General features: G+C 66.4%; 23 protein-coding genes and 1 riboswitch. Of the genes, 12 read left to right on the top strand and 11 right to left on the bottom strand.

The genetic code is table 11. The annotated features are described in order from the left end of the window. Nucleotides 1–45: 45 nt before the first annotated feature. Nucleotides 46–1,380, top strand: coding sequence for a glutamate--tRNA ligase (gltX, locus tag AYJ57_RS08220; protein ID WP_066103630.1), 1,335 nt, complete (start codon nt 46–48; stop codon nt 1,378–1,380). 241 nt (nt 1,381–1,621) lie between these two features. Here gltX and AYJ57_RS08215 read toward each other — a convergent pair whose 3' ends face one another. Together AYJ57_RS08215 and AYJ57_RS08210 are read right to left on the bottom strand one after the other, a co-directional pair. Continuing rightward, entirely contained in the window at nt 1,622–2,851 is a 1,230-nt protein-coding gene (locus AYJ57_RS08215; protein WP_066103628.1) for a DUF2254 domain-containing protein, read from the bottom strand. After that, a complete protein-coding gene (locus tag AYJ57_RS08210) occupies nt 2,848–3,414 on the bottom strand; it encodes a gamma-glutamylcyclotransferase family protein (RefSeq protein ID WP_066103626.1) in 567 nt (188 codons plus the stop codon). The genes AYJ57_RS08215 and AYJ57_RS08210 overlap by 4 nt, the downstream gene beginning before the upstream one ends. Nucleotides 3,415–3,554: 140 nt before the next feature. On the opposite strand from AYJ57_RS08210, the gene AYJ57_RS08205 reads away from it, so the two are divergent. The 4 genes from AYJ57_RS08205 (at nt 3,555) to gcvP (ending at nt 8,728) form a co-directional block, all read left to right on the top strand. Continuing rightward, a complete protein-coding gene (locus tag AYJ57_RS08205) occupies nt 3,555–3,995 on the top strand; it encodes an RrF2 family transcriptional regulator (RefSeq protein WP_203595307.1) in 441 nt (146 codons plus the stop codon). 15 nt (nt 3,996–4,010) lie between these two features. Continuing rightward, nucleotides 4,011–4,097: riboswitch (glycine riboswitch) on the top strand. A 148-nt stretch (nt 4,098–4,245) separates the two neighbouring features. Further along, complete coding sequence (gcvT, locus tag AYJ57_RS08200; RefSeq protein ID WP_066103623.1) at nt 4,246–5,373, top strand: glycine cleavage system aminomethyltransferase GcvT; 1,128 nt, start codon at nt 4,246–4,248, stop codon at nt 5,371–5,373. Between the two features lie 19 nt (nt 5,374–5,392). Beyond that, the gene (gene gcvH, locus AYJ57_RS08195) at nt 5,393–5,752 is read left to right on the top strand and encodes a glycine cleavage system protein GcvH (protein WP_066103621.1); all 360 of its coding nucleotides are present in this window, start codon (nt 5,393–5,395) and stop codon (nt 5,750–5,752) included. A gap of 126 nt (nt 5,753–5,878) precedes the next feature. Then, on the top strand, nt 5,879–8,728 hold the full coding sequence (gene gcvP / locus AYJ57_RS08190; protein ID WP_066103619.1) for an aminomethyl-transferring glycine dehydrogenase: 2,850 nt from the start codon (nt 5,879–5,881) through the stop codon (nt 8,726–8,728). Nucleotides 8,729–8,903: 175 nt separating this feature from the next. Here the strand turns inward: gcvP and AYJ57_RS08185 are convergent, their stop codons facing one another. The 3 genes from AYJ57_RS08185 to AYJ57_RS08175 form a co-directional block, all read right to left on the bottom strand. Beyond that, the gene (locus AYJ57_RS08185) at nt 8,904–9,785 is read right to left on the bottom strand and encodes an inositol monophosphatase family protein (RefSeq protein WP_066103617.1); all 882 of its coding nucleotides are present in this window, start codon (nt 9,783–9,785) and stop codon (nt 8,904–8,906) included. A 98-nt stretch (nt 9,786–9,883) separates the two neighbouring features. Further along, entirely contained in the window at nt 9,884–12,412 is a 2,529-nt protein-coding gene (locus tag AYJ57_RS08180) for an ABC transporter permease (RefSeq protein ID WP_066103615.1), read from the bottom strand. After that, entirely contained in the window at nt 12,409–13,113 is a 705-nt protein-coding gene (locus AYJ57_RS08175; protein WP_066103614.1) for an ABC transporter ATP-binding protein, read from the bottom strand. The genes AYJ57_RS08180 and AYJ57_RS08175 overlap by 4 nt, the downstream gene beginning before the upstream one ends. Before the next feature lie 19 nt (nt 13,114–13,132). Here AYJ57_RS08175 and AYJ57_RS08170 point away from each other — a divergent pair, with 19 nt between their 5' ends. Beyond that, the gene (locus AYJ57_RS08170; protein ID WP_066103612.1) at nt 13,133–13,804 is read left to right on the top strand and encodes an arylesterase; all 672 of its coding nucleotides are present in this window, start codon (nt 13,133–13,135) and stop codon (nt 13,802–13,804) included. 131 nt (nt 13,805–13,935) lie between these two features. Here the strand turns inward: AYJ57_RS08170 and AYJ57_RS08165 are convergent, their stop codons facing one another. Continuing rightward, nucleotides 13,936–14,139, bottom strand: a complete 204-nt coding sequence (locus AYJ57_RS08165) for a hypothetical protein (RefSeq protein ID WP_066103611.1) — start codon at nt 14,137–14,139, stop codon at nt 13,936–13,938. A 252-nt stretch (nt 14,140–14,391) separates the two neighbouring features. Further along, nucleotides 14,392–14,952, bottom strand: a complete 561-nt coding sequence (locus tag AYJ57_RS08160; RefSeq protein ID WP_066103609.1) for a L,D-transpeptidase — start codon at nt 14,950–14,952, stop codon at nt 14,392–14,394. A gap of 140 nt (nt 14,953–15,092) precedes the next feature. On the opposite strand from AYJ57_RS08160, the gene trxC reads away from it, so the two are divergent. Beyond that, entirely contained in the window at nt 15,093–15,530 is a 438-nt protein-coding gene (gene trxC / locus AYJ57_RS08155) for a thioredoxin TrxC (RefSeq protein ID WP_066106877.1), read from the top strand. A 141-nt stretch (nt 15,531–15,671) separates the two neighbouring features. Here trxC and AYJ57_RS08150 read toward each other — a convergent pair whose 3' ends face one another. From AYJ57_RS08150 to AYJ57_RS08140, 3 genes are read right to left on the bottom strand one after another with little or no spacing between them, the layout of a single operon-like run. Next, the gene (locus AYJ57_RS08150) at nt 15,672–16,340 is read right to left on the bottom strand and encodes a MotE family protein (protein WP_083191190.1); all 669 of its coding nucleotides are present in this window, start codon (nt 16,338–16,340) and stop codon (nt 15,672–15,674) included. Then, nucleotides 16,340–16,711 carry a hypothetical protein gene (locus AYJ57_RS08145; protein ID WP_066103607.1) on the bottom strand — a complete coding sequence of 124 codons (372 nt, stop codon included), beginning with the start codon at nt 16,709–16,711 and terminating at the stop codon, nt 16,340–16,342. The genes AYJ57_RS08150 and AYJ57_RS08145 overlap by 1 nt, the downstream gene beginning before the upstream one ends. Before the next feature lie 11 nt (nt 16,712–16,722). Then, nucleotides 16,723–17,280: a flagellar basal body-associated FliL family protein gene (locus AYJ57_RS08140; RefSeq protein ID WP_066103605.1), complete on the bottom strand. Its 558-nt coding sequence runs from the start codon at nt 17,278–17,280 to the stop codon at nt 16,723–16,725. 153 nt (nt 17,281–17,433) lie between these two features. Between AYJ57_RS08140 and fliF the strand changes: the two genes are divergently transcribed. From fliF to fliP, 4 genes are all read left to right on the top strand, one after another. Further along, nucleotides 17,434–19,047, top strand: coding sequence for a flagellar basal-body MS-ring/collar protein FliF (fliF, locus tag AYJ57_RS08135; protein WP_066103603.1), 1,614 nt, complete (start codon nt 17,434–17,436; stop codon nt 19,045–19,047). Next, nucleotides 19,044–19,646, top strand: coding sequence for an ABC transporter ATP-binding protein (locus AYJ57_RS08130; protein ID WP_066103601.1), 603 nt, complete (start codon nt 19,044–19,046; stop codon nt 19,644–19,646). The genes fliF and AYJ57_RS08130 overlap by 4 nt, the downstream gene beginning before the upstream one ends. Next, nucleotides 19,639–19,956 (top strand): FliM/FliN family flagellar motor switch protein, encoded by a 318-nt coding sequence (locus AYJ57_RS08125; protein ID WP_083191189.1) that lies wholly within the window; start codon nt 19,639–19,641, stop codon nt 19,954–19,956. The genes AYJ57_RS08130 and AYJ57_RS08125 overlap by 8 nt, the downstream gene beginning before the upstream one ends. A 69-nt stretch (nt 19,957–20,025) precedes the next feature. Beyond that, entirely contained in the window at nt 20,026–20,724 is a 699-nt protein-coding gene (gene fliP / locus AYJ57_RS08120; protein WP_442974739.1) for a flagellar type III secretion system pore protein FliP, read from the top strand. Between the two features lie 104 nt (nt 20,725–20,828). Here fliP and trhO read toward each other — a convergent pair whose 3' ends face one another. After that, entirely contained in the window at nt 20,829–21,752 is a 924-nt protein-coding gene (trhO, locus tag AYJ57_RS08115; protein ID WP_066103597.1) for an oxygen-dependent tRNA uridine(34) hydroxylase TrhO, read from the bottom strand. Between the two features lie 123 nt (nt 21,753–21,875). On the opposite strand from trhO, the gene pncA reads away from it, so the two are divergent. Next, entirely contained in the window at nt 21,876–22,478 is a 603-nt protein-coding gene (pncA, locus tag AYJ57_RS08110; RefSeq protein WP_066103595.1) for a bifunctional nicotinamidase/pyrazinamidase, read from the top strand. Nucleotides 22,479–22,590 lie beyond the last annotated feature (112 nt).

Here is a 22,590-nt window from a genome sequence, read left to right as displayed (position 1 = left end):
CGGCTGCGCTTGTGAAATTGCCACCCGCGTATGCAGGAGGCTAGCATGACCACCACCCGTTTCGCACCGTCGCCCACCGGTCACATCCATGTGGGCAACCTCCGCACCGCGCTGTTCAACTACCTGATCGCGCGCAAAGCCGGCGGCACCTTCATTCTGCGCATCGATGACACCGATGCCGAGCGCAGCAAGGAAGAGTACGTCGACGGCATCAAGCGCGATCTCGAATGGCTCGGTCTGCACTGGGACAAGACGGAGCGACAGAGCGCGCGGCTGGACCGCTACCACGCCGCCGCGGACGAGTTGCGCGAGATGGGCCGCTTCTACGAGGCCTTCGAAACCCCGACCGAGCTGGACCTCAAGCGCAAGAAGCTGCTCAACATGGGCAAGCCGCCGGTCTACGACCGCGCCGCGCTGGACTTGTCCGAGTCCGAGAAGGACGCGCTGCGCGCAGAGCGTGGCAACGGCGTGTGGCGCTTCAAGCTGATCCAGGAACGGATCGACTGGAATGACGGCATCCTCGGCGACATCTCGATCGACGCCGCCTCGGTATCGGACCCGGTGCTGATCCGCGGCGACGGGCAGATCCTCTACACGCTGGCGTCGGTGGTCGACGACATGGACATGGGCGTCACCAATATCGTGCGCGGCTCGGACCACGTCACCAACACCGCGACGCAGATCCAGATCATCGAGGCGCTCGGCGGCACCGCCCCCGGTTTCGCGCACCACTCGCTGCTCACTGGTCCGCAGGGCGAGTCGCTGTCGAAGCGTCTTGGCGTGCTGTCGATCCGCGATCTGCGCGAAGCGGGCGTCGAGCCCGAGGCGCTGCTGTCGCTGATGGCCCGTCTGGGATCGAGCCAGCCGGTGGAACTGCGCACCTCGCTGGACGAGATCGCCGAAGGCTTCGAGCTGAGCCAGTTCGGCTCGGCCCCGACGAAGTTCGACGAGCATGACCTCTACCCGCTGACCGCGCGCAAGCTGCACCAGCTGCCGCTGCAGGATGTGGCCGAAGAGCTGACCGCGATCGGCGTGCCCGCCGAGAAGCAAGAGCTGTTCTGGTCGGTGGCCCGCGACAACATCACCACCCGCAAGGATATCCCCGGTTGGTGGGCGCTGTTCCGCGACGGTGCCGAGCCGCTGATCGCCGATGAGGACCGTGACTTCATCGCCGAAGCGATGGCGCTGCTGCCCGAGGGTCCCTACACACGCGACACGTGGGGCGAATGGACCAAGACAGTGAAAGAGGCGACGGGCCGCAAGGGCAAGGGGCTCTTCATGCCGCTGCGCAAGGCGCTCACCGGTCTCGAGCGCGGGCCGGAGATGGCCGACGTGCTGCCGCTGCTGGAGAAGATCCCAGCGAAAGATCTGGCGAAGTAAGCGCCGCTCCATCGAAATACAAAAAGGCGGGCCCTCGGGTCCGCCTTTTCTCTTTCTACGCCTAGCCTCACCAGTCGCAGAGGGGGAGCGTCTGCCCGTGGGATGGCGCCCTGACATCTGAGGTCTGCAGTTTATCCCAGCCAAGTCCGGGCAAATTCCGAGCGTCGCGAGTGGTCGCCAAAGCGCCAGCCCGCCGGGACGGGCAGGCGCTGGCCCGGCGCGCTTCGCGCTTGATTCCGGGCTAAGCGTCCTCCCGCTTCCCCGCCAGCCACGCCTTGTCGGCGTCTATGGTGAAGGCGGCCTCGGCGTGGGCGAAAGCGTAGGCGCGGGTATCCTCGGCGGCGGCGGCCAGCGCGGGCCAGTCGGCGCGGCGCAGCACATTCATCGCGGTCAGCACGCAGCCGATCACCTCGGGCCGGGCCGCGCCGTCGCGGATCAGCGGGTAGAAGCCGTCTTCCACCAGATGCGCCGGGTTGAGCGGCGCCATCTGCACATGCGGAAACTCCGGCGGTCCCTCCTCCGGTCGTCCCAGCCCGAACAGCATCCGCTCGAGCCGCTGCACCACGTCGATCGCCGTGCCCGGATCGTTGACCGCAGGCGACAGCGCGCGAAGCGCGATCTCGTTCATCACCATGACGCCATAGCGGGCGTCCTGCTCCATGGTGCGCTCTTCGCCGAGGGTGAAACACTCGCAAATCTCCTCGGCCTCGACATGCCCGCCGGAGATTTGGCCCAGCGGCATCCCCGGCACGAGATGCGCACCCGGATGCGCGGTGACGCGAAAGATCGCCTCACGCTCGGAGAGCTTTTCCTCCAGCGCCTCGAGGTTGATGTACTGCACGTAGCCCGCCTTGGTCGCAGGCACTTCGCGGGCGTCCGACGGCAGCGCGTGATCGGGACGGGCCGCGCCCAGCGAAGGGCGGCTCATCGCGCGTTCAAGCGGCGGTAGGGCGCTGTTTTCGACCCGCTGCAGCGTGTGATCCATGCTGCCCATCACGCTCAGATGGCCAATCCAGCGCAGCATGGCGACGATCACCGTGACGATGCTGCCGATGGTCAGAAAGAAGATCACCACCGCCGAGGCCTCGGAGTAGAAGCCCGCGTTGAACAGCACCAGCGAGGTCAGCGAAAAGAGGAAGGTTCCGGTGAAGGCCGCAAGCGCGGTCTGCGCCGTGCTGTCCTCGAGGTGCAACCGGTAGGCGCGCGGCGTCGCCTGACTGGCCGCCGACTGGAAGGCCTGCACCATGACCGACAGCGAAAACGTGGTCACCGTCAGCATGGTGGTGGCGAGGATCTGCAGGATCGGCGTCACGGCATCGGCACCGAAACGATCCTGCCAGTCCTCGGGGATCAGCGGCTGCAACACTGGCGCCAGCGCCACCGCGACCAGCGCCAAAAGCGCCCCGAAGAGCACCCGCACCCCCAGCCGCTTCGACAGCCGGTAAAGCAGCAGCAGCCAGCGCGGGGTCATCGGCTGAACACCTGCGCCCCGACATACAGCAGCGCAGCATCGACAAAGCCGCGCTCGGCGTCGCTGAGGCTCTGCGCCCGCGGGTAAAGCGGTGCGTCACGGTCGTTCAGGAAAGGCACCCGCCAATCGCCGGTGCTGGCCAGAAAGCGCTCGGCGCCCTCTTTTCCGAACTCACCGAGATAGCCCTGCAGCACCACGTCGAGATAGCTCAGCAGCACCGGGTGCTCGGTGTCGGGCGGCAGGCGGTCCGCCTCGGGCACCACGTAGATCGCAAGCTCTTCGACGGTGGGAGCCTCATGCCGCACGTCGGCGCGGGCATCGGTGCGGTCATAATCGGCTTCGCGCTGGTCGAGGACGGCCCAGCCCTCGCCGGTGACCGGCGCGATCAGCCCTTCGATCTCGGATCCCGCATCGCGCGAGACGGTCAGCAATGATACCGGACGGCCCGGCACCCGCGCCCAAACCCGGCGCCATCCTTTGGCAACGGCCTTATGCGCGGGATCGAAAGCGTGGGTCCTGCGGTTGACCAGCGAGCCGTAGCCGAAAAAGAATGATGTGCTCATTTCTCGTCTTTTCTTTCTTCAAATTGATGTGAGTCAATCCGCGCTTTTCCCCGGCCCTGTATTTAACCCGGCAATCATTCAAAGCGAGGGCTTTTCCCGTGCGTGTGACCAAGAGAACGAATATTGCAATCCGTGTCCTGATGCACTGCGCGGCAAATTCTGGCCGCCTTGTGACCAAATCCGAGATTGCAAAGTGCTGCAATGCCTCGGAAAATCACCTCGCGCAGGTGATCAACCAACTGGCACAACTGGGGTATCTCAGCACCCATCGCGGCCGCAACGGCGGGCTGGAACTGGCCCGGCCTGCATCGGAGATCCAGATCGGCGACGTGTTCCGAACACTCGAATCGCCGGTGCCGCTGGCCGAATGCTTTGCCGATGCCGACAACACCTGCCCGCTGACCGAGGCCTGCCGCCTGCGCATCGCGCTCACCGAGGCCGCAAACGCCTTCTATGCCACGCTCGATCCGATCACGCTGGATGCGCTGGTGTGCGACAATGCTCCGCTGATCGACATTCTGGTGCCGGGCAAGGCCTGTTCGGTGCCGCGCACCGCAGGCGCGCTTGCGGCCACTGCGTAACTGTCGTAATCTCCCGCCACCGTGATGGGAGAACCGGCCTTGCCGGTGCCGAAGGAGCAACCGCCCCCGGAAACTCTCAGGCCAAAGGACCTTCACGGCAGAAAGACTCTGGAGAGAGGCGCCGCGGCGCCCGCCGAAGGGATAACGATCTCAGGCGAAAGGACAGAGGGGGCATTTCGAGCGCGGAGAAGATCCGTGCGGGAAATGCCCGGGGCCTTGCGCCTGTCCGGGCCGAAGGGATCGGGAGCGCATGGACGAGCTGAAACGCACGCCACTACATGATTTGCACGTCGAACTGGGCGCCAAGATGGTGCCCTTCGCCGGTTACGAGATGCCGGTGCAATACAAGCTCGGCGTTCTCAAGGAACATCTCCACACGCGCGACAAGGCCGGGCTGTTTGACGTCAGCCATATGGGTCAGGTGATCCTGTCGGGCACCGATGTGGAGAGCATCGCTCTTGGCCTCGAGACGCTGGTGCCGGTGAATATCGCCGGGCTGAAGGAAGGCCGCCAGCGCTATGGCTTCTTCACCAATGAAGACGGCGGGATCGAAGACGATCTGATGATCGCCAATCGCGGCGATCACCTCTTCGTCGTGGTCAACGCCGCCTGCAAGACCGAGGATATGGCGCGGATGCGCGCCGGACTCGAGCCCAAGGGCATCACCGCCAAGCTGCTCGGCGACCGCGCGCTGCTGGCGCTGCAGGGCCCGGCTGCCGAAGAGGCGCTGGCCGCGCTGAACCCGGCGGTGCGCGAGATGCGCTTCATGGATGTGGCGACTGTCGAGCTTTGCGGCGCCGAGTGCTGGATTTCGCGCTCGGGCTACACCGGCGAGGATGGCTACGAGATCTCCGTGCCCGAGGAGAAGGCCGAGGAGCTTGCCCGCGCGCTGCTGGCGCATGAGGATGTGGAGCCCATCGGCCTTGGCGCGCGCGACTCGCTGCGCCTCGAAGCCGGGCTGTGCCTCTATGGCCATGACATCGACAGCACCACCACCCCTGCCGAGGCGGCTCTGCCCTGGGCGATCCAGAAGATCCGCCGCACCGGCGGCGATCGCGCTGGCGGCTTCCCCGGTGCCGATAAAATCCTCTCCGAACTGGAAAACGGCGCGCCCCGTGCACGTGTGGGCCTGCGCCCCGAGGGCCGCGCGCCGATGCGCGAAGGGGTGGAGATTTATGCAGATGAGACCGGCGGCGCCCCGATCGGCCACGTCACCTCGGGTGGTTTTGGCCCCAGCGTCGGCGCGCCGGTCGCCATGGGCTACGTGGGGATTGACCACGCCGCCCCCGGCACCAAGCTATTCGGCGAGGTGCGCGGCAAGCGCCTCGCCGTCGAAGTGGCCGAGATGCCCTTCGTGACCCAGACCTACAAACGCTGAGACAGACAGGGACAGCACGATGAAATTTACCGAAGAGCACGAATGGCTCCGCGTCGAGGGCGATGTTGTCGTCGTCGGCATCACCGCGCATGCAGCCGAACAGCTGGGCGACGTGGTGTTCGTGGAACTGCCCGATGAAGGCACCACGGTGAGCAAGGATGACGAAGTGGTGGTGATCGAGTCGGTCAAGGCCGCCTCCGACATCCTCGCCCCGCTCGATGGCGAGATCGTCGAGGTGAACGCGCCGCTCGCCGATGAGCCGTCGAAGGTCAATGACGATCCCGAGGGCGAAGCCTGGTTCTTCAAGATGAAGATCGAGGACCTCTCTGCGCTCGACGACTTCATGGATGAAGCCGCCTACAAGAACTTCATCGGCTGATCTCCTGCCCGGCGCCGCGCCTGCGGCACCGCCGCGCGGATGCGTATTTGAAGAACAATGAAAGGGGCAGGGCCGCGCCTTGCCCCCTCTTCCCTGCTGAACCTTGCTGTTTCTGGACGGATCGACATGGCCTTCACGCCCACAGACTACCTGCCGTATGACTTTGCCAACCGCCGCCACATCGGGCCCTCGCCCAAGGAGATGGCGGATATGTTCGAGGTGCTGGGGGTCAAGGACCTCGACGCGCTGATCAAGCAGACCGTGCCCGCCGGCATCCGGCAGGCGGACGAGCTTGAGCTTGGCAAGCCCATGTCCGAGCGCGAGATGCTCTGGCACATGCGCGAGGTCGCATCGAAGAACAAGGTTCTGACCTCGCTGATCGGTCAGGGCTACCACGGCACGGTGACGCCGCCCGCGATCCAGCGCAACATCTTCGAGAACCCCGCGTGGTACACCGCCTACACGCCCTATCAGCCCGAGATCTCGCAGGGCCGTCTCGAGGCGCTGCTGAACTATCAGACCATGGTGTCGGATCTGACCGGCCTCGAGATCGCCAACGCCTCGCTGCTGGACGAGGCCACCGCCTGCGCCGAGGCGATGACCATGGCGCAGCGAGTGGCGAAGTCGAAGGCCAAGGCCTTCTTCATCGACGAGAACTGCCACCCGCAGAACATCGCCGTGATGCAGACCCGCGCCGCGCCGCTGAACATCGAGATCATCATCGGCAACCCCGATGCACTGGATGCCGAACAGGTCTTTGGCGCGATCTTCCAGTATCCGGGCACCCATGGCCATGTGCGCGACCTCACCGCCGAGATGGAGGCGCTGCACGCCGCCAAGGCGATCGGCATCGTCGCCGCCGACCCGATGGCGCTCTGCCTGCTGAAAGAGCCGGGCGCGATGGGCGCCGATATCGCCGTGGGCTCGACCCAGCGCTTCGGCGTGCCGCTCGGCTACGGCGGCCCGCACGCCGCCTATATGGCCACCAAGGACGCCTACAAACGCTCGATGCCCGGCCGCATCGTCGGCGTGTCGATCGACAGCCACGGCAATCGCGCCTACCGCCTCGCCCTGCAGACCCGCGAGCAGCACATCCGCCGCGAGAAGGCCACCTCGAACGTCTGCACCGCGCAGGCGCTGCTGGCGGTGATGGCAGGCTTCTACGCGGTGTTCCACGGCCCCGAGGGGCTGAAAGCCATCGCGCAGCGCATCCACCGCAAGACCGCCCGCCTCGCGCGCGGGCTGGAAGAGGCCGGCTTCAAGGTCGAGCCCGAGACTTTCTTTGACACGATCACCGTGGACGTCGGCCTGCTGCAGCAGGGCGTGCTGCGCGCCGCCGTGAAGGAAGGCATCAACCTGCGCAAAGTGGGCGAGACCCGCGTCGGCATCACGCTTGACGAGACCACCCGCCCGGCCACCATCGAGGCAGTCTGGCGCGCCTTCGGCCTGCTGCGCAAGGACGAGGATTTCGCCCCGCACTACCGCCTGCCCGAGGCTTCGCTGCGCAGCAGCAGCTACCTCACCCACGAAGTGTTTCACATGAATCGTGCCGAGACCGAGATGATGCGCTACATGCGCCGTCTCGCCGACCGCGATCTGGCGCTGGACCGGGCGATGATCCCGCTCGGGTCTTGCACGATGAAGCTCAACGCCGCCGCCGAGATGATGCCAGTCAGCTGGCCCGAGTTCGGCTCGCTGCACCCCTATGTGCCCGAGGATCAGGCGCTTGGGTATAAGCAGATGGTCGACGATCTGTCGGACAAACTGTGCAAGATCACCGGCTATGACGCCTTTACGATGCAGCCGAACTCCGGCGCGCAGGGCGAATACGCGGGCCTGCTGACCATCGCCTCCTGGCAGCGCGAGCGCGGCGAGGGCCAGCGCAACGTCTGCCTGATCCCGGTCAACGCCCATGGCACCAACCCCGCCTCGGCGCAGATGGTCGGCTGGAAGGTCGTGCCGGTGAAATGCGACGAGAAGGGCTCGATCGACCTCGTGGACTTCCGCGCCAAGGCCGAGCAGTACAGCGAGACGCTGGCGGCCTGCATGATCACCTACCCCTCGACCCACGGCGTGTTCGAGGAGACGGTGCGCGACGTCTGCGCGATCACCCATGAGCACGGCGGGCAGGTCTATATCGACGGCGCAAATATGAACGCCATGGTGGGCCTCTCGCGCCCCGGCGATCTGGGCGGCGACGTCAGCCACCTCAACCTGCACAAGACCTTCTGCATTCCGCATGGCGGCGGCGGCCCCGGCATGGGGCCGATCGGCGTGAAGGAGCACCTCGTGCCGCATCTTCCGGCGCATCCGCTGGAAGAGGGCATCGCGGGCCCGGTCTCCGCCGCGCCCTTCGGCTCGCCCTCGCTGCTGCCGATCTCCTGGGGCTACATCCAGATGATGGGCGGCGCTGGTCTGACGCAGGCAACCCGCGTGGCGATCCTCAATGCCAACTACATCGCAACCCGCCTCGCCGGATCCTATGAGGTGCTCTACACCGGCCACGAGGGCCGCGTGGCGCATGAGTGCATCATCGACATCCGCCCCTTCGGCGACAGCGCCGGAGTCACCGTGGACGATGTGGCCAAGCGGCTGATCGACTGCGGCTTCCACGCGCCGACCATGAGCTTCCCGGTCGCGGGCACGCTGATGATCGAGCCGACGGAATCGGAGACCAAGGCCGAGCTCGACCGCTTCTGCGATGCCATGCTGGCAATCCGCGAAGAGATCCGCGCCATCGAAGAGGGCAAGGCCGACGCCGAGAACAACCCGCTCAAGCACGCGCCGCACACGATGGAAGACCTCGTGCGCGACTGGGACCGGCCCTACAGCCGCGAACAGGGCTGCTTCCCGCCGGGTGCCTTCCGGGTCGACAAATACTGGCCGCCGGTCAACCGCGTCGACAACGTCTGGGGCGACCGCAACCTGACCTGCACCTGCCCGCCGATGAGCGATTACGCCGAGGCGGCGGAGTAAGGGCGAGGGGCGCTGCCCCTCGCGCTCCCCGGGATATTTGGACCAAGAGGAAGATCAGCCCCTTCCTCTTGGCAAAAATATCCCCGCCGGAGGCACGCCCCAGGCGTCCAAAGCACGTCCAAAGCAAAAGGGCGGGACCTAAAGTCCCGCCCTTTTCGCGTCTCATGGTGCGGGGTCAGCCCTCGGCAGATGTCTCGAGCAGGAAGGAAAAGGCATCGCGGATGCGTTCCCATGTTTCCTTGTTCGACGCGCAGAGCAGCACGCCCTCGCGGGTGGCGGCGTTGTATTCCGAGCCATCGAGCATCGCCACATGGCCCCCGGCGCAGCGCGAGATCAGCGCCCCCGCCGCATGGTCCCAGGGCGTCAGCCGCGCCGAGAAGAGGAAATCCACCGAGCCTTGCGCGAAGAGCCGGAACTCATGCGCCGAGCAGCGCAGCGTGTGGCTGCGCTCGAACAGCGGCAGCGCCGCGCCGACCTGCGCGCGCTTGTCCTCGGGCATCAGGTAGAAGGGGATGAAGCCCTGCAACTCGTCGAGCTTGCCGCCCGCCGAGACCGACACATGGCGGGTGAGGCGGCGCTTGGGCAGAAGCATCTTCGCCTCGCCGCCGATCTCGGCCACCATCACGTCGTCCATGATCGGATCGTAGATCATCCCGAAGACCGGCACGCCAAAGCGCGTGGCCGACAGGATGATGCCGAAGGTCGAGAGGCCATGCGCGTAGTTCCACGTGCCGTCCACCGGGTCGATGGTGAAGGCCAGTTCCGCGTCGCCGATCTTGTCGCGGATCTCGGGATGTTCCGCCACCGCCTCTTCTCCGACGATCAGCGCGTGCGGATACATGCGCTGAAGGCCGCGCGCGATCATCGCCTCAGCGCCTTTGTCGGCGGCGGTCACCAGATCCTGACGCCCGGTCTTTTCCGAGACCTCGCTGGGATCGAGCGACCGGAAGCGCGGCAGGATCTCGGTTTTCGCCGCGCGGCGCAGCAGGTTGAGAATGCTGGTGCGCTGTGCCTGCGAGATCGGGGCCGAGATCGGCATAGGCAGGGAATCGGTCATGGGAGGGAGGTCCGTCCTTTGCAGCCATAGGTCGCTATTGAAGTGCCAGCCCCTGCCCCGAGGTTCAAGCCAGCTGTTTGCACACCAGCGAAATGCCCCTATTCGCGGGCACGCAGCACCCTTGCCGGTCGTGCCGACAACGGGCGCCATGCGAAGGCGAGGCCCGCCAGCAGCGTCGCCAGCGCGCCGCCAAGGATGATCCCGAGCGCCGAGCCCCACATCACGTCGAACCGCGTTTCCATCAGGAAGTGGCTCACCGCCCAGCCACCAAGGAGGCCCGCGGCCAGTGCCACCACGCCCGCCGCCGCGCCCAGCAGCGCCGAGCGCAGCGCGAAGCTGCGCAGGATGCGCCCGCGCGAGGCACCGAGGGTCTTGAGCACGGCCGCCTCGTAGCTGCGCGCCGCCTCGCCCGCCGAAGCCGCGCCGATCAGCACCAGAAACCCGGTCAGCAGCGTCGCGCCCGCGCCCCAGCGGATCGCACCGGCGACGCCTTCGAGCAGTTCCGACACGCGATCGATGGCGTCGCGCACCCGGATCGCGGTGATATTTGGATAGGCATCGGCCAGATCGCGCAGGATCTGCGCCTCGGCCTGCGGCTCGGCATAGACCGTGGAAATCCACGTATGCGGCGCCCCGGCCAGCGCGGCGGGGTTCAGCGTCATGACAAAGCCGATCCCGGCGGTGGAGAAATCCACCTCGCGGAAGCTGGTGATCTCGGCGGTGATGTCGCGGCCAAGGATGTTGACGGTGATCTCGTCGCCAAGGCTCAGACCCAGTTCCTCGGCCTCCTCGGCGGCAAAGCTGACCTGCGGCGGGCCGCTGTAATCCTCGGGCCACCATGCGCCTTCGGTAATCGTGGTGCGCTCGTCCGGCGCGGCGGCGTAGGTGATGCCGCGGTCGCCGCGCACCACCCAATGATCGCCCGCCACCGCCTGCGCATCCTGCCCGTTGATCCGTGTGACCACGCCGCGCAGCATCGGCGCGGTGTCGACCCGGCTGACCGCCGGATCATCGGCGAGCCGGGCGCGGAAGCCCTCGATCTGATCCGGCTGGATGTCGACGAAGAAATACGACGGCGCCACTTCCGGCAGATCGCGCGAGATCGAGGCCCGCAGGTTGCCGTCGATCTGGCCGATGGCGGCCAGCACCGACAGGCCGAGCCCCAGCGACAGCACCACCGAGGCCGCGGTCTCGCGCGGGCCGCCGATGGCCGAAAGCGCCCACCGCAGCGCCGGGCGGCCGCGCGCCAGCGGCGCAGCGCGATGCGCCAGCCAGCGGATCGCGGTGGCGGCAAGCGCGAGAATGACCAGCGCGGCGAGCAACCCGGCGGCGGTCCAGAGCGTGACCTGCGGATCGCCCGAGAAAAGCGTCGCCGACCCCACGAGCGCCGCCAGCAGCGCCAGCGTCGCGACCACATAGCGCGGCGCGGGCAGACCATTGGCGCTGTCGAGCGCGTCGCGGAACAGCGTGGCGGCGCGCACTTCTTCGGTACGGGCGAGCGGCCAGAGGGTAAAAAGCAGCGCGGTGAGTACACCGTAAAGCGCCGCCTCGGCCAGCGGGCCGGGGTAAAGGGTGAAGACCACCGGCACCGGCAGCGCGCTGGCGATGATCGGCGCAAAGAGCAGCGGCACACCCGCGCCGAGGATCAGCCCAAGCGCGATGCCGACCACAGACAGCGCGCCGATCTGCAGAAAGTAGGTCAGAAAGATCGTGCCGCGCGTCGCGCCCAGCGTGCGCAGCGTGGCGATGACCGAGGTCTTGCGCGCCAGATAGGCCCGCACCGCCGCCGACACGCCAATGCCCCCCACGGCAAGCCCCGAAAGCCCCACCAGCACGAGGAACCGCCCCAGCCGCTCGACAAAGCGGGCAATCCCCGGCGCCCCATTGCGCGCATCGCGCCAGCGAATGCCGGTGTCGCGGTAACGGGCCTCGGCTTCGGCCTTCAGCGCATCCAGATCGCTGCCCGGTGGCAGCAGAAGGCGATATTCGGATTCGTAAAGCGAGCCCGGCGCCAGCAATCCGCTGCCCTGCAGATCGGAGGTCCGCACCAGCGTGCGCGGGCCAAGGCCAAAGCCGTCGCCCGCGTCATCCGGCTCGCGGGTGATCACCGCCGACAGGGTGAACTCCTGCGTGCCGAGCCGGAAGCTGTCGCCCGGCTGCAGCCCCAGACGGTCAGCCAGCACCGGGGCCATCACCGCGCCGGGCAGCCCCTCCGCACCCTCCAGCGCCTGCGGCAACGGCATCGGCGGGTCCAATTCCATTTGCCCCAGAAGCGGATAGGCGTCATCGACCGATTTCACCTGCGTCAGGCCGCGCTCGGTCTCGCCGTCGCGGGTCACGGTGGTCATCGACCGGAAATCGGTGATCTCGGAGATCTTGGTGGAGATGCTGCCGAGCCAGTCCAACTCGTCCTCGGTGGCGAAACGGTAGGTGAACTCAGCCTGCGCATCGCCGCCAAGCAGCACCGCGCCCTGATCCGAAAGCCCGGCCTCGATCGCCGTGCGCACCGAGCCGACGCCCGCGATGGCGGCGACGCCGAGCGCGAGGCAGGCGATGAAAATGCGAAATCCATGCACGCCGCCGCGCAGCTCGCGGCGGGCAAAGCGGGCGGCGGTGGCCAGACTCATTCAGCCGCCCTTTCCGCGCCGCGCGCGTGGGCGGTGTCGACCCGCCCATCGGTCAGCCGCACCACGCGGTCGCAGCGCTCGGCCAGCCGGTTGGAGTGGGTCACCAGCACCAGCGTCGCACCATGTTCGTCGCGCAGGCCAAAGAGCAGGTCCATGATCGCCTGCCCGGTGGAGCCGTCGAGATTGCCCGTCGGCTCGTCGGCCAACAGGATCTGCGGACGCGGCGCCGATGCGCGAGCCAGCGCCACGCGCTGCTGTTCGCCGCCCGACATCTGTGAAGGGTAGTGACCAGCGCGGTGCCCGAGGTTGACGCGCTCCAGCTCGGCCTCGGCGCGGGCAAAGGCATCCTTGTGCCCCGCAAGCTCCAGCGGCGTCGCGACATTTTCGAGCGCGGTCATCGTCGGAATGAGATTGAACGACTGAAACACCACGCCCATGTGATCGCGGCGGAAGCGGGCCATGCGGTCCTCGTCCATGCCGGTCAGATCCTGTCCCAGCACGTCGACGCGGCCCGAAGTCGCGCTTTCCAGACCGCCCATCACCATCAGAAGCGAGCTTTTCCCCGAACCCGACGGGCCGATCAGCCCGAGCGTCTCGCCGCGCCGGACATCCATCGAGATTCCGTGAAGGATTTCGACCGGACCGGCATTGCCCCTGAGACTGAGAGTGACATCATTGAGGGCAATCATAGGATCGGTCATGGAAAGGCCTTTGCGGAAAATGGCACGTTCAAGGACATATGGGGGTTTTGCCCTGCTCAGCAAGGCTGCGGTCTGCCTCACTTTTCTGACAAATCCAATTCCGGCCCTCGCGACCGAAGTGCTCGCGCTCGGCGACAGTCTCACGCAGGGTTACGGTCTGCCCGCGCCCGACGGGCTGGTGCCGCAACTGCAGGCGTGGCTGAGCGCGCAGGGCCATGAGGTCACCATCGTCAACGGCGGCGTCTCCGGTGACACCACCGCGGGCGGGCTGTCGCGGGTGGCGTGGTCGCTGACGCCGGAGATCGACGCGATGATCGTCACGCTGGGCGGCAACGACATGCTGCGCGGGCTCGACCCTGCGGAGGCGCGCAAAAACCTCGCGGGGATTCTGCAGGAGGCGCAATCGCGGGACCTGCCGGTGCTGCTGGTGGGGATGAGCGCGCCGGGCAACTACGGAGCCGACTACAAGGCCGAGTTCGACGCGATCTATCCCGCGCTGGCCGAGGAATACGGAACGTTGCTGCTCGAGGATTTCTTCGCCGGGCTGCGCGAGGACGGTCAGATGCCCGCGGATGTGACGGCGATGATGCAGGGGGATGGCATTCACCCCAATGCCGAAGGGGTCAGCAAAGTGGTCGAGGCATTGGGCCCGAAGGTCGAAGAGCTTATCGCGCAGGCTGGCGACGACTGAGCCCTTCATGCGACCAAATGCGCTTTTGCTGTGAGCGCCAACGGTCAAACTCTTGCCTTAGCCGGACCCGCCGCACGCTGGCGGCCCGCCTGTCTGAGCAAAGACTTGCCTGCGCTCGGCAGACGTCAATTTCAGGAGCGGACGGTCTCGACCGATGCCGGGCGCAGCGCATTGCCGCAGAGCATCGCGAAGATGATCGGAAGCACACCGGCCACGAGGCTGACCGAAAAATAAAGGCCGATCGCGTTCAGCAGCGAGGTATCGAGGAAAATCCAAGAGAAAAGGCCGCAGAGAAATCCGAAGATGCTGCCAGCCATGATCGCTACAATCGCCATACTCTTACCCTTCGTTACAAGCGGCCAAATGGGTCGGGTCTCGGTGGTATGAGCGAATTTTTGCCAGCGGATTCGGGCTCGAATGTGGCGGACTTCATGTCCAAATGCGGCAATTTTCAGGTGTTTATTCCTATCGGCATCCCCGCGGCATTTGGCAAAATGTACGAGGGCGGCCCCATCGGGACCGCCCTTCGACGCGCGGCGCACCGGCAATCACGAGGATCGCTGGCGCCCGCTAGGCTCGGACAGCGCTCAGAGAACGGTGACCTTCGTGCCGATCGGCACGCGCTGGTAGAGGTCAATGACATGCTCGTTCAGCATGCGGATACAGCCGTTGGAGACCGAGCGCCCGATCGACTCCGGTGCGGTGGTGCCGTGGATGCGGAAGAACGTATCGCGACCGTTCTGGAACAGATAGAGCGCACGCGCCCCAAGCGGGTTCTGCGGGCCGCCGGGCTGAACATAGTCATTGTCCTTGAAGCGCGAATAGGTCTGCGGCTCGCGTTCGATCATCTCATCGGTCGGGCGCCACGTGGGCCATTCCTTCTTGACCTGAATCACCGCGTTTCCGGTGAACTCGAGCCCGGCTTTGCCGACGCCCACGCCATAGCGCAGCGCTTGGCCCGGCGCGGTCACGAAATACAGGAAATGCGCCCGCGGCATGATCAGGATTTGCCCCGGTTCGAGGTCCTGCCGGATGCCGACGGATTGCGGCTCGAATTTCTGTTCGAGGGCGAAAGCGGCTCCCGGCGCTGCGGTGGCTAGTGCCGCGCCCGCGGTGGCCGTGGTGACGAAAGTACGGCGGGTGATCATGGGCACCTCTCTTGGGTTGTTCTTCGAGCATGGGAATTGTGGTCTCGCGACGCGCGAATTCAATGGGTTTGACTCAAGGGGATTGTCACGATTGCGCAGAGAACACATATCAGATGAAACGAATGTATGGAGATCACGAAATGGTCAAGCTTGTCTGCCTCGATTGTGGCCAGACCAACCGCGTCCCGCAAGACCGACTTGGCTCCGGCCCGAAATGCGGCACCTGCGGCGCGGCGCTGATGGATGGGAAGGCCCATGAAATCGACGATGCGACGCTCGAAAAGGCGATCCGCACCGACGAAGTGCCGCTGGTCGTGGATTTTTGGGCGCCGTGGTGTGGCCCCTGCCGGATGATGGCGCCGGAATACTCCAAGGCCGCCGCCGCGCTGAAAGGCCGCTCGCGGCTGGTGAAGCTGAACACCGAGCAGCACCAGCGCGCCTCGGCGAAATTCGGCATTCGCGGCATTCCGACGCTGATCGCCTTCGGCAAGGGGCGCGAGGCGGCGCGGCAGTCCGGCGCGCTCCCCGCCGCGCAGATCGAGGCCTTTGCCAACCAAGTGCCCGCTGCCAAAGGCTGACTGGGTAGCGCGGTCGCGGGCTTTTGGGTACGGATCCCGCGGCCTGTAGGCCCGCGAGTTGCGCCAGTTCCCAAACTCCCCAGCGCCCAAGGGAACCCAAAGGCGTGCCGCCCCGCGGCACGCCCGATGTGACGACCGCGCCTAATTCTTTGGCGCGTTGGCGTTTCGCCCGGCCAGCATCACGCTAATTGTGTAAGCGGCCTGCGGGTCCATGCCCGATAGGATCGCCGCCGCCGCGTCGGGGCGCATTCGTCCAAGAAAGCCCGCCGCAAAATCCGGCTCCATCTGTGCAAAGAGCGCCGCGGCCTCTCGCGGTTTCATGTTGGCATAGACCTGCGTCAGCTGCGCAATGTCCTGTTCCGCCGCGGTTTCGGCCATGGCGAGCGTGGCGCGCAGGCGTTGCTCTGTCTCCTGCATGGCCGCAAGCTTCTCTTCGATCGTCTCCTCGGCGACGCGCAGCGCCTGCATCCGGCTTCGCAGGTCCTCTTCGCGCTGCGTCACCTCCGCTTCGCGCGCGCGCAGCGCCTCGAGCGCAGGCGCCAAATCTTCCTCCCCGACACAAACACCGGGCGCATCGGCACGAGCCCCCGCGCTGGGGTCAGCCTGCGCCATGTCGAGGGCCTGTTCATGCTCCCCAGCCTCGGCCACATTGTTGAGGGCCAAAGCCGCCCCGACGCCCAGCCTCACGAGCGCCGACGCGATAAGCAGCGCGCCGATCACCGCCAGCACACCGCGTCCGGCACGCCGATGCCCCGCCCGGCCACTCCCGGCGCGCTTGCCTCTTCGCAGTTTCCGCAGCAGCGCCTTCATCACCGCGCGCCGCTGCGCGAATGCCGCAGGAACACCGGCTCCGCTTCCGGCTCCGCCGACGCACCGCGACTTGCGGCCACGTCCCCCTCCGGCAAGTCGTGCATCGAGGCGATCAGCAATTCCAGCCGCTGCGCCACCTGCTCACCGCGCTCGGTCAGATCGCTCAATTCCGCGCCCGAGGTGCCCGCAGCCTTCTGCGCGGCGTCGAGCGAGCGCGTCAGATCATCGACCTGCGCCGAAAGCACCGCCACGGCACCGCCGACGCCGTTCTCGAGATCCGTGAACCGGGTCAGCCGCCGCGACAGGACAAAGCAGTAAAACCCCGCGCCAAGTGCCCCGGCAACAAGCAGAATATCGGCGATCAAGTCCATGTCGTCCCCCTTCAGTTCAGCACGAATTCGGTGACGAGAAGGTCGCGCACGCGGTCCTCCCCGGCGACCATCTGGATACGCCGCAGCATCTGCGCACGAAGTCGGATCAGCGCGCCCTGCGCCTCGATATCGCCGGGCTCCAGCGCGCGCAGATAGGTGTTCAGCACGTCCAAGATGCGCGGCATCAACTGCTCGACCTGCGCACGCCTTTCCGGGGCGACCTCAAGCTGCGCAGAGAATCGCAGGTGATGTAGCGCCGACACCGGCCCCAGCGACGCAATGAGCTGCGGCAATTCGATGAAATCCACAGCCGCGGCGCCACCGCCGTGGCTCCCAGCATCCCCGTCTCCATGCCCGGCATCGCCCTCCGCCGCGGCATCATGCCCGGCAGCGGCATGAGCATCGCCGCCCGCAGCGCCGCCAAAGGGCAGCATCCCCGAAAACGCCGCATAGAACCCTCCGCCACCGCCCAGCAGGGCGAGCAGCAGGCCGATCAGAAGCGGCAGTTTCGAGCCTTTCTTTCGCGGCGCTTCCTCTTCGCCGGCCGCGTCGGCGGTGGCGTCGGTCATGGCGCACCTCACGTCTGGCTTGCCCGTTTATAGGCGCAGAGAGGCTAACCGATTCTTAAGCCTGATCGTCCAAACAGGGCTCACCGGGGCGCCCTGCGCAGGATGTCTCTCTGGGGCCCGGACTCGGGAAAAAACCAAACGACGGAGGCCATATTGGAGCAGTTCGCCACAGTCTGGAACGCGCTGACGCCGCGCCGAAGGGTGCTGGCGATCGGGGCCGCGCTGGCGATGATGCTGGCAATTCTGGGCATGGCGCGACTCGCCGGGTCCCCGTCCATGTCGCTGCTTTACGCTGGGCTCGAGAATGGCGCTGCGGGCGAGGTCGTCGAGGCGCTGGAGGCGCGCGGCGTGCCGTTCGAAGTGCGCGGCGGCGCCATTTTCGTGCCCGACACGCAACGCGACGCGCTGCGCATGACCCTCGCGAGCGAGGGGCTGCCCGCCAACAGCACTCAGGGCTACGAACTGCTCGACACGCTGTCGGGGTTCGGCACCACATCACAGATGTTCGACGCCGCCTACTGGCGCGCCAAGGAGGGCGAGCTGGCGCGCACCATCGTTGCCAGCCCCTATATTGCCACCGCGCGCGTGCATATCGCCAATTCCAGCGCCAATCCGTTCCAGCGCGACGTCACGCCGACGGCCTCGATCTCGGTCACCGCCAGCGGCGCCGCGATCACCCCGGCGCAGGCGCGGGCGCTGCGCTATCTCGTTGCCTCCGCCGTGCCCGGCCTTGTGCCCGAGGATGTGGCGGTGATCGACGGCGCGGGTGGGCTCATCGGGGCCGAGGATGATCCCGGTGCCGGTCCCAGCGCCGAAGATCGCGCGCTGCAGCTGCGTGATCGCGTGCAGCGCCTCGTCGAGGCCCGGGTCGGCGTTGGCAACGCCGTGGTCGAGGTCAGCGTCGATACGGTGACCGAGAGCGAATCGATCCGCGAACGGCGCTTCGATCCCGAGGGCCGCGTGGTGATCTCGACCGACACGGAAGAAGAGACCAGCACCAATCAAAACAGCGGCAGCCCCGATGTCACCGTCGCCTCGAACCTGCCTGACGGAGAAGCCGGGGGGGGCCAAAGCTCCTCGAGCCAGAGCAGCGATTCGCGTGAACGTGTGAACTACGAAGTGTCCGAGACCATGCGCGAGGTCACCCGCGTGCCCGGAGAGATACGCCGGCTCACCGTGGCGGTGCTGGTCAATGGACGTTTCGAAACCGCGGCGGACGGCAGCACGAGTTTTGTGCCGCTGCCCGAAACCGAATTGGCCGCCCTGCGCGATCTTGTGTCCTCCGCCGTAGGCTACGACGAGGCGCGCGGCGATGAGATCACCCTGCGCTCACTGCCTTTCGAACGGCCCGAGGGGCTGGGCACCGGCCCCATCGAGCCCGGCTGGTTCACCCTTCCGCTGGACCCGATGAGCCTTATCCAAATGGGAATCCTCGCCGCCGTGGCGCTGATCCTCGGATTGTTTGTCGTGCGCCCCATCCTTGCCGGTACGCCCGGAACACCCCAGGCCCCGCTCTCGCTGCCTGGCGGGGAGATGTCCGGCAGCGAGCCAGAGGCTCTTTCCGGCGAAATCGAAGACGACGACGATTTTGCCGGATTCCCCGCGCTCGGCGGCGGCGGCGATTTCAGCGGCATGGGTATGGTCGATTTCGACAGCCCCGCCGAGGAGGACCCGGTCGACCGCCTGCGCAACCTGATCGAGGAGCGCAAGAGTGAGACCGTCGAGATCCTGCGCAGCTGGCTCGATGAGAAAGAAGAGGCAAAATGACCGATCTGCGCTTTTATCTGGACGATTTCGCAGCATCCCCGCCGCAGCAGGGCACACCCGCCGCCCCAGACGAAGTGCAGATGGAATCCGCCAAACTCGAGTCGTTCGACACGGGCTACCGCGCCGGCTGGGACGACGCGATCAAGGCGCAGTCAGAGGATCAGGGGCGAATTGCCAGCGATTTTGCGCAAAACCTGCAAGACCTGTCCTTCACGTACACGGAGGCTTACCGCCAATTGCTGGAAAGCGTCACGCCGCTGCTCGAAGAGATGCTGCGGGCGCTGCTTCCGGCCATGCTGCGCGACACGCTGGGCCTGCACCTCCACGCGCAACTTAGCGCAATGGCGCAGCAGATCGCCAAGCGCGAGGTGGTGATCACGGTCGCCCCCGGTGCCACCGAACAGGTGGCCCCGCTGCTTGAGCAGGACTTTGGGTTTCCGCTGCGCCTGCAGGAAGATGCCGCGCTCGCTGAGGGGCAGGCCGACCTACGCTTTGGCGAGACCGAGCAGCAGATCGATCTCAGCGGGATGCTGCAGGAGGTGACGCAAGCGGTCGAAGGCTTTGCTCATGACACCCGCAGGGAGGCAGCCCATGGATGACATCGCTGAACAGCCGGCAGACGGACAGCCCGCGGCAGAGAGGCCCTCGGCGAGCCAAAACGCGCCGTTCACCTCCGTGCCGATCGAGATCGCCGTCTCGGTCGGGCGGGCACGGCCGCTGGTGCGCGATCTGCTCAAGCTCGGAGAGGGATCGGTGCTTACGCTCGACCGCCGGCTTGAGGATCCGGTCGAGCTCTATGTCGGCGACCGGCTCATCGGGACCGGTGCGCTCGAGGTCACCGGCGAGGGGGAAAATGCCCAGCTTGCCGTACGGCTGATCGAGGTCATGGACCTGCAGAGCCCGGGCTGATCCGTGCCCAGCGCCGCCCTCTCCCGGTTCATGCGCCGCAGCCCGTGGCATCTGGCGGGCCTTGTGTCGATGCTCAGCCTCGCGCCCGATGCCGCGCTTGCGCAGCAGATATCGGTGGACTTCGGCGGTGGTGGCTCGGTCTCCGCCGTCAGCCTGCAGCTCATTGCGCTGATCACCCTGCTCAGTCTCGCGCCCGGCATCGCCATCATGGTGACCTGCTTTCCGTTCATCGTCACCGTTCTGGCGATCCTGAGGCAAGCGCTCGGACTACAGCAATCGCCGCCCAACATGCTGATCGTCAGCCTCGCGCTCTTTTTGACCTATTTCGTGATGGAGCCGACCTTCACCGCCGCGTGGCAGGGCGGAGTGCAGCCGCTTCTCGACGAGCGGATCGAGCTGACCGAGGCCACAAGGCGCGCGCTCATCCCCTTTCGCGGCTTCATGGCCGCGCGCTGCGATCCTGCGACCTTCGAGGCGATGGCGGATCTGCGCCCCGACACGCAGGGCGAGGGGCTCGCGCCAGAGGCACCGCTCTCGCTGCTGGTGCCCAGCTTCATGCTTTCCGAGATCGCGCGGGCCTTTCAGGTGGGATTTCTGGTATTCCTGCCGTTCCTGATCATCGACCTTGTGGTCGCGGCGGTGCTCATGTCCATGGGGATGATGATGGTGCCGCCGGCCATCGTGTCGCTGCCCTTCAAGCTGGCGTTCTTCGTCATCGCCGACGGCTGGTCGCTGCTCTCTGCCGCCTTGGTGCGAAGTTACTTCTGATGGAGAAGCAACCGTGCGGCATCAGACCGTCCACACGCCCAGCGCAAGCGCGTCCCAAGACTGACCGGAAAACGCGCGCCGACAATCGAAGGCGCGCGCGCTGCTCAGAGCCCCTCGCCCGGAGTATCCGCGTGCAGGTGGCGCTCGCCGCGGGCTTTGGCCAATGCGATCTGCTTCTGCCGCTCGCGGAAGCGCGCCTTGTCCTCGTCGGAGGTCTCGCCGATGCACTGGTGACAGGACACACCTTCCTCAAAGTCGGGACGGTCGCGATCCTCGGACAGGATCGGGCGGCGGCAGGCATGGCAGAGCTCATGCGGCCCCTCGCGCAGCCCGTGCTCGACCGACACCCGGCCATCGAAGACAAAGCAGCTGCCCTGCCACGTACTGTCGGTCTCGGGCACCTCTTCGAGGTATTTCAGGATACCGCCCTTGAGGTGATAAACGTCCTCCACCCCTTGGCTCAGCAGGTAGTTGGTGGACTTCTCACAGCGGATGCCGCCGGTGCAGAACATGGCAATGCGCTTGTTGTGAAAGCGCTCTTTGTTCTGCTCCCACCATTCGGGGAACTCGCGGAACGAGGTGGTCTGCGGGTCCACCGCGCCCTCGAAAGTGCCGATGGCGATCTCGTAGTCGTTGCGCGTGTCGATCACCGCCACATCGGGCGAACGGATCAGCTCGTTCCATTCGGCGGGCGCCACATAGTGACCAACCTTGGCGCGCGGATCGACGCCGGGCTGGCCCATGGTGACGATCTCTTTCTTCAGGCGCACTTTCATGCGCGCGAAGGGCCGTTCCGACGCCTCCGAGACTTTCCATTCCAGATCGGCGCAGCCGGGCAGCGCGCGGATATGGGCAAGCACCGCATCGATCCCGGCGCGCGGGCCGGCGATGGTGCCATTGATCCCCTCGCCAGCGAGCAGCAGCGTGCCGGTGACAGCCTGTGCAAGGCACAGGTCCAGCAGCGGCCCACGCAGGGCGGCGGGATCGTCGAAACGGGTGAAATGGTAGAGGGCGCAGACGGTGAACATGCGCGCGGATTTACGCCCTTGGCTCGAGTCGGGCAAGCGGCAGCATTGCCGCAGCATTGACGGGCGGGCGCCGTCCCCCTTAAGCCTGTGGAAAGCCACGCAGACTGCCCCGGAGATCCGCCCATGCACGCGCTCATCGTCATCGACGTCCAGAACGATTTCTGCCCCGGCGGCGCGCTGGCGGTGCCCGGCGGCAACGAGATCGTGCAGCCGATCAACGCGCTGATGGCCGAGGCCGAGGCGGTGGTGCTGACGCAGGACTGGCATCCCGCGGGCCATTCCTCTTTCGCGTCGAGCCACCCCGGCAAGGCGCCGATGGAGCTGACCGAGATGCCCTATGGCCCGCAGGTGCTCTGGCCGGACCACTGCGTGATCGGCAGCGCGGGCGCGGCCTTTCACCCCGCGCTCGACACCGACCGGGCCGATCTGATCATCCGCAAGGGCTATAATCCGGCGATCGACAGCTACTCGGCCTTCTTCGAAAACGACCGCCGCACCCCCACGGGGCTCGAGGGCTATCTGCGCAGCCGCGGCATCGAGGCGCTCACCATGGTGGGTCTGGCGACGGATTTTTGCGTGAATTACTCGGCGCTGGACGCGGCACGGCTGGGCTTCGACGTCTCGGTGCGCATGGATCTGTGCCGCGCGATCGACTTCGACGGCTCGCTGGACGCGGCGCGCGCCGCCATGATCGGCGCTGGCGTTCGTCTCGCCAGTTTGGGCTGATCGGCGCCCGTGCTGCGCCTCAGCGCCCTCGAACCCCGCGCAAGCCGTTGCATGAATGGCAGAAAGCCCTTGGCCCTTCGTGTCACAATCGCGTAACAGGGGGACCGATTGC

This window comes from Salipiger sp. CCB-MM3, assembly GCF_001687105.1.
In the GTDB taxonomy this organism is placed as follows: Bacteria; Pseudomonadota; Alphaproteobacteria; order Rhodobacterales; family Rhodobacteraceae; genus Salipiger.
Note: the sequence above shows the minus strand (reverse complement) of the source record. Positions and strands in the feature narration are given on the sequence as shown.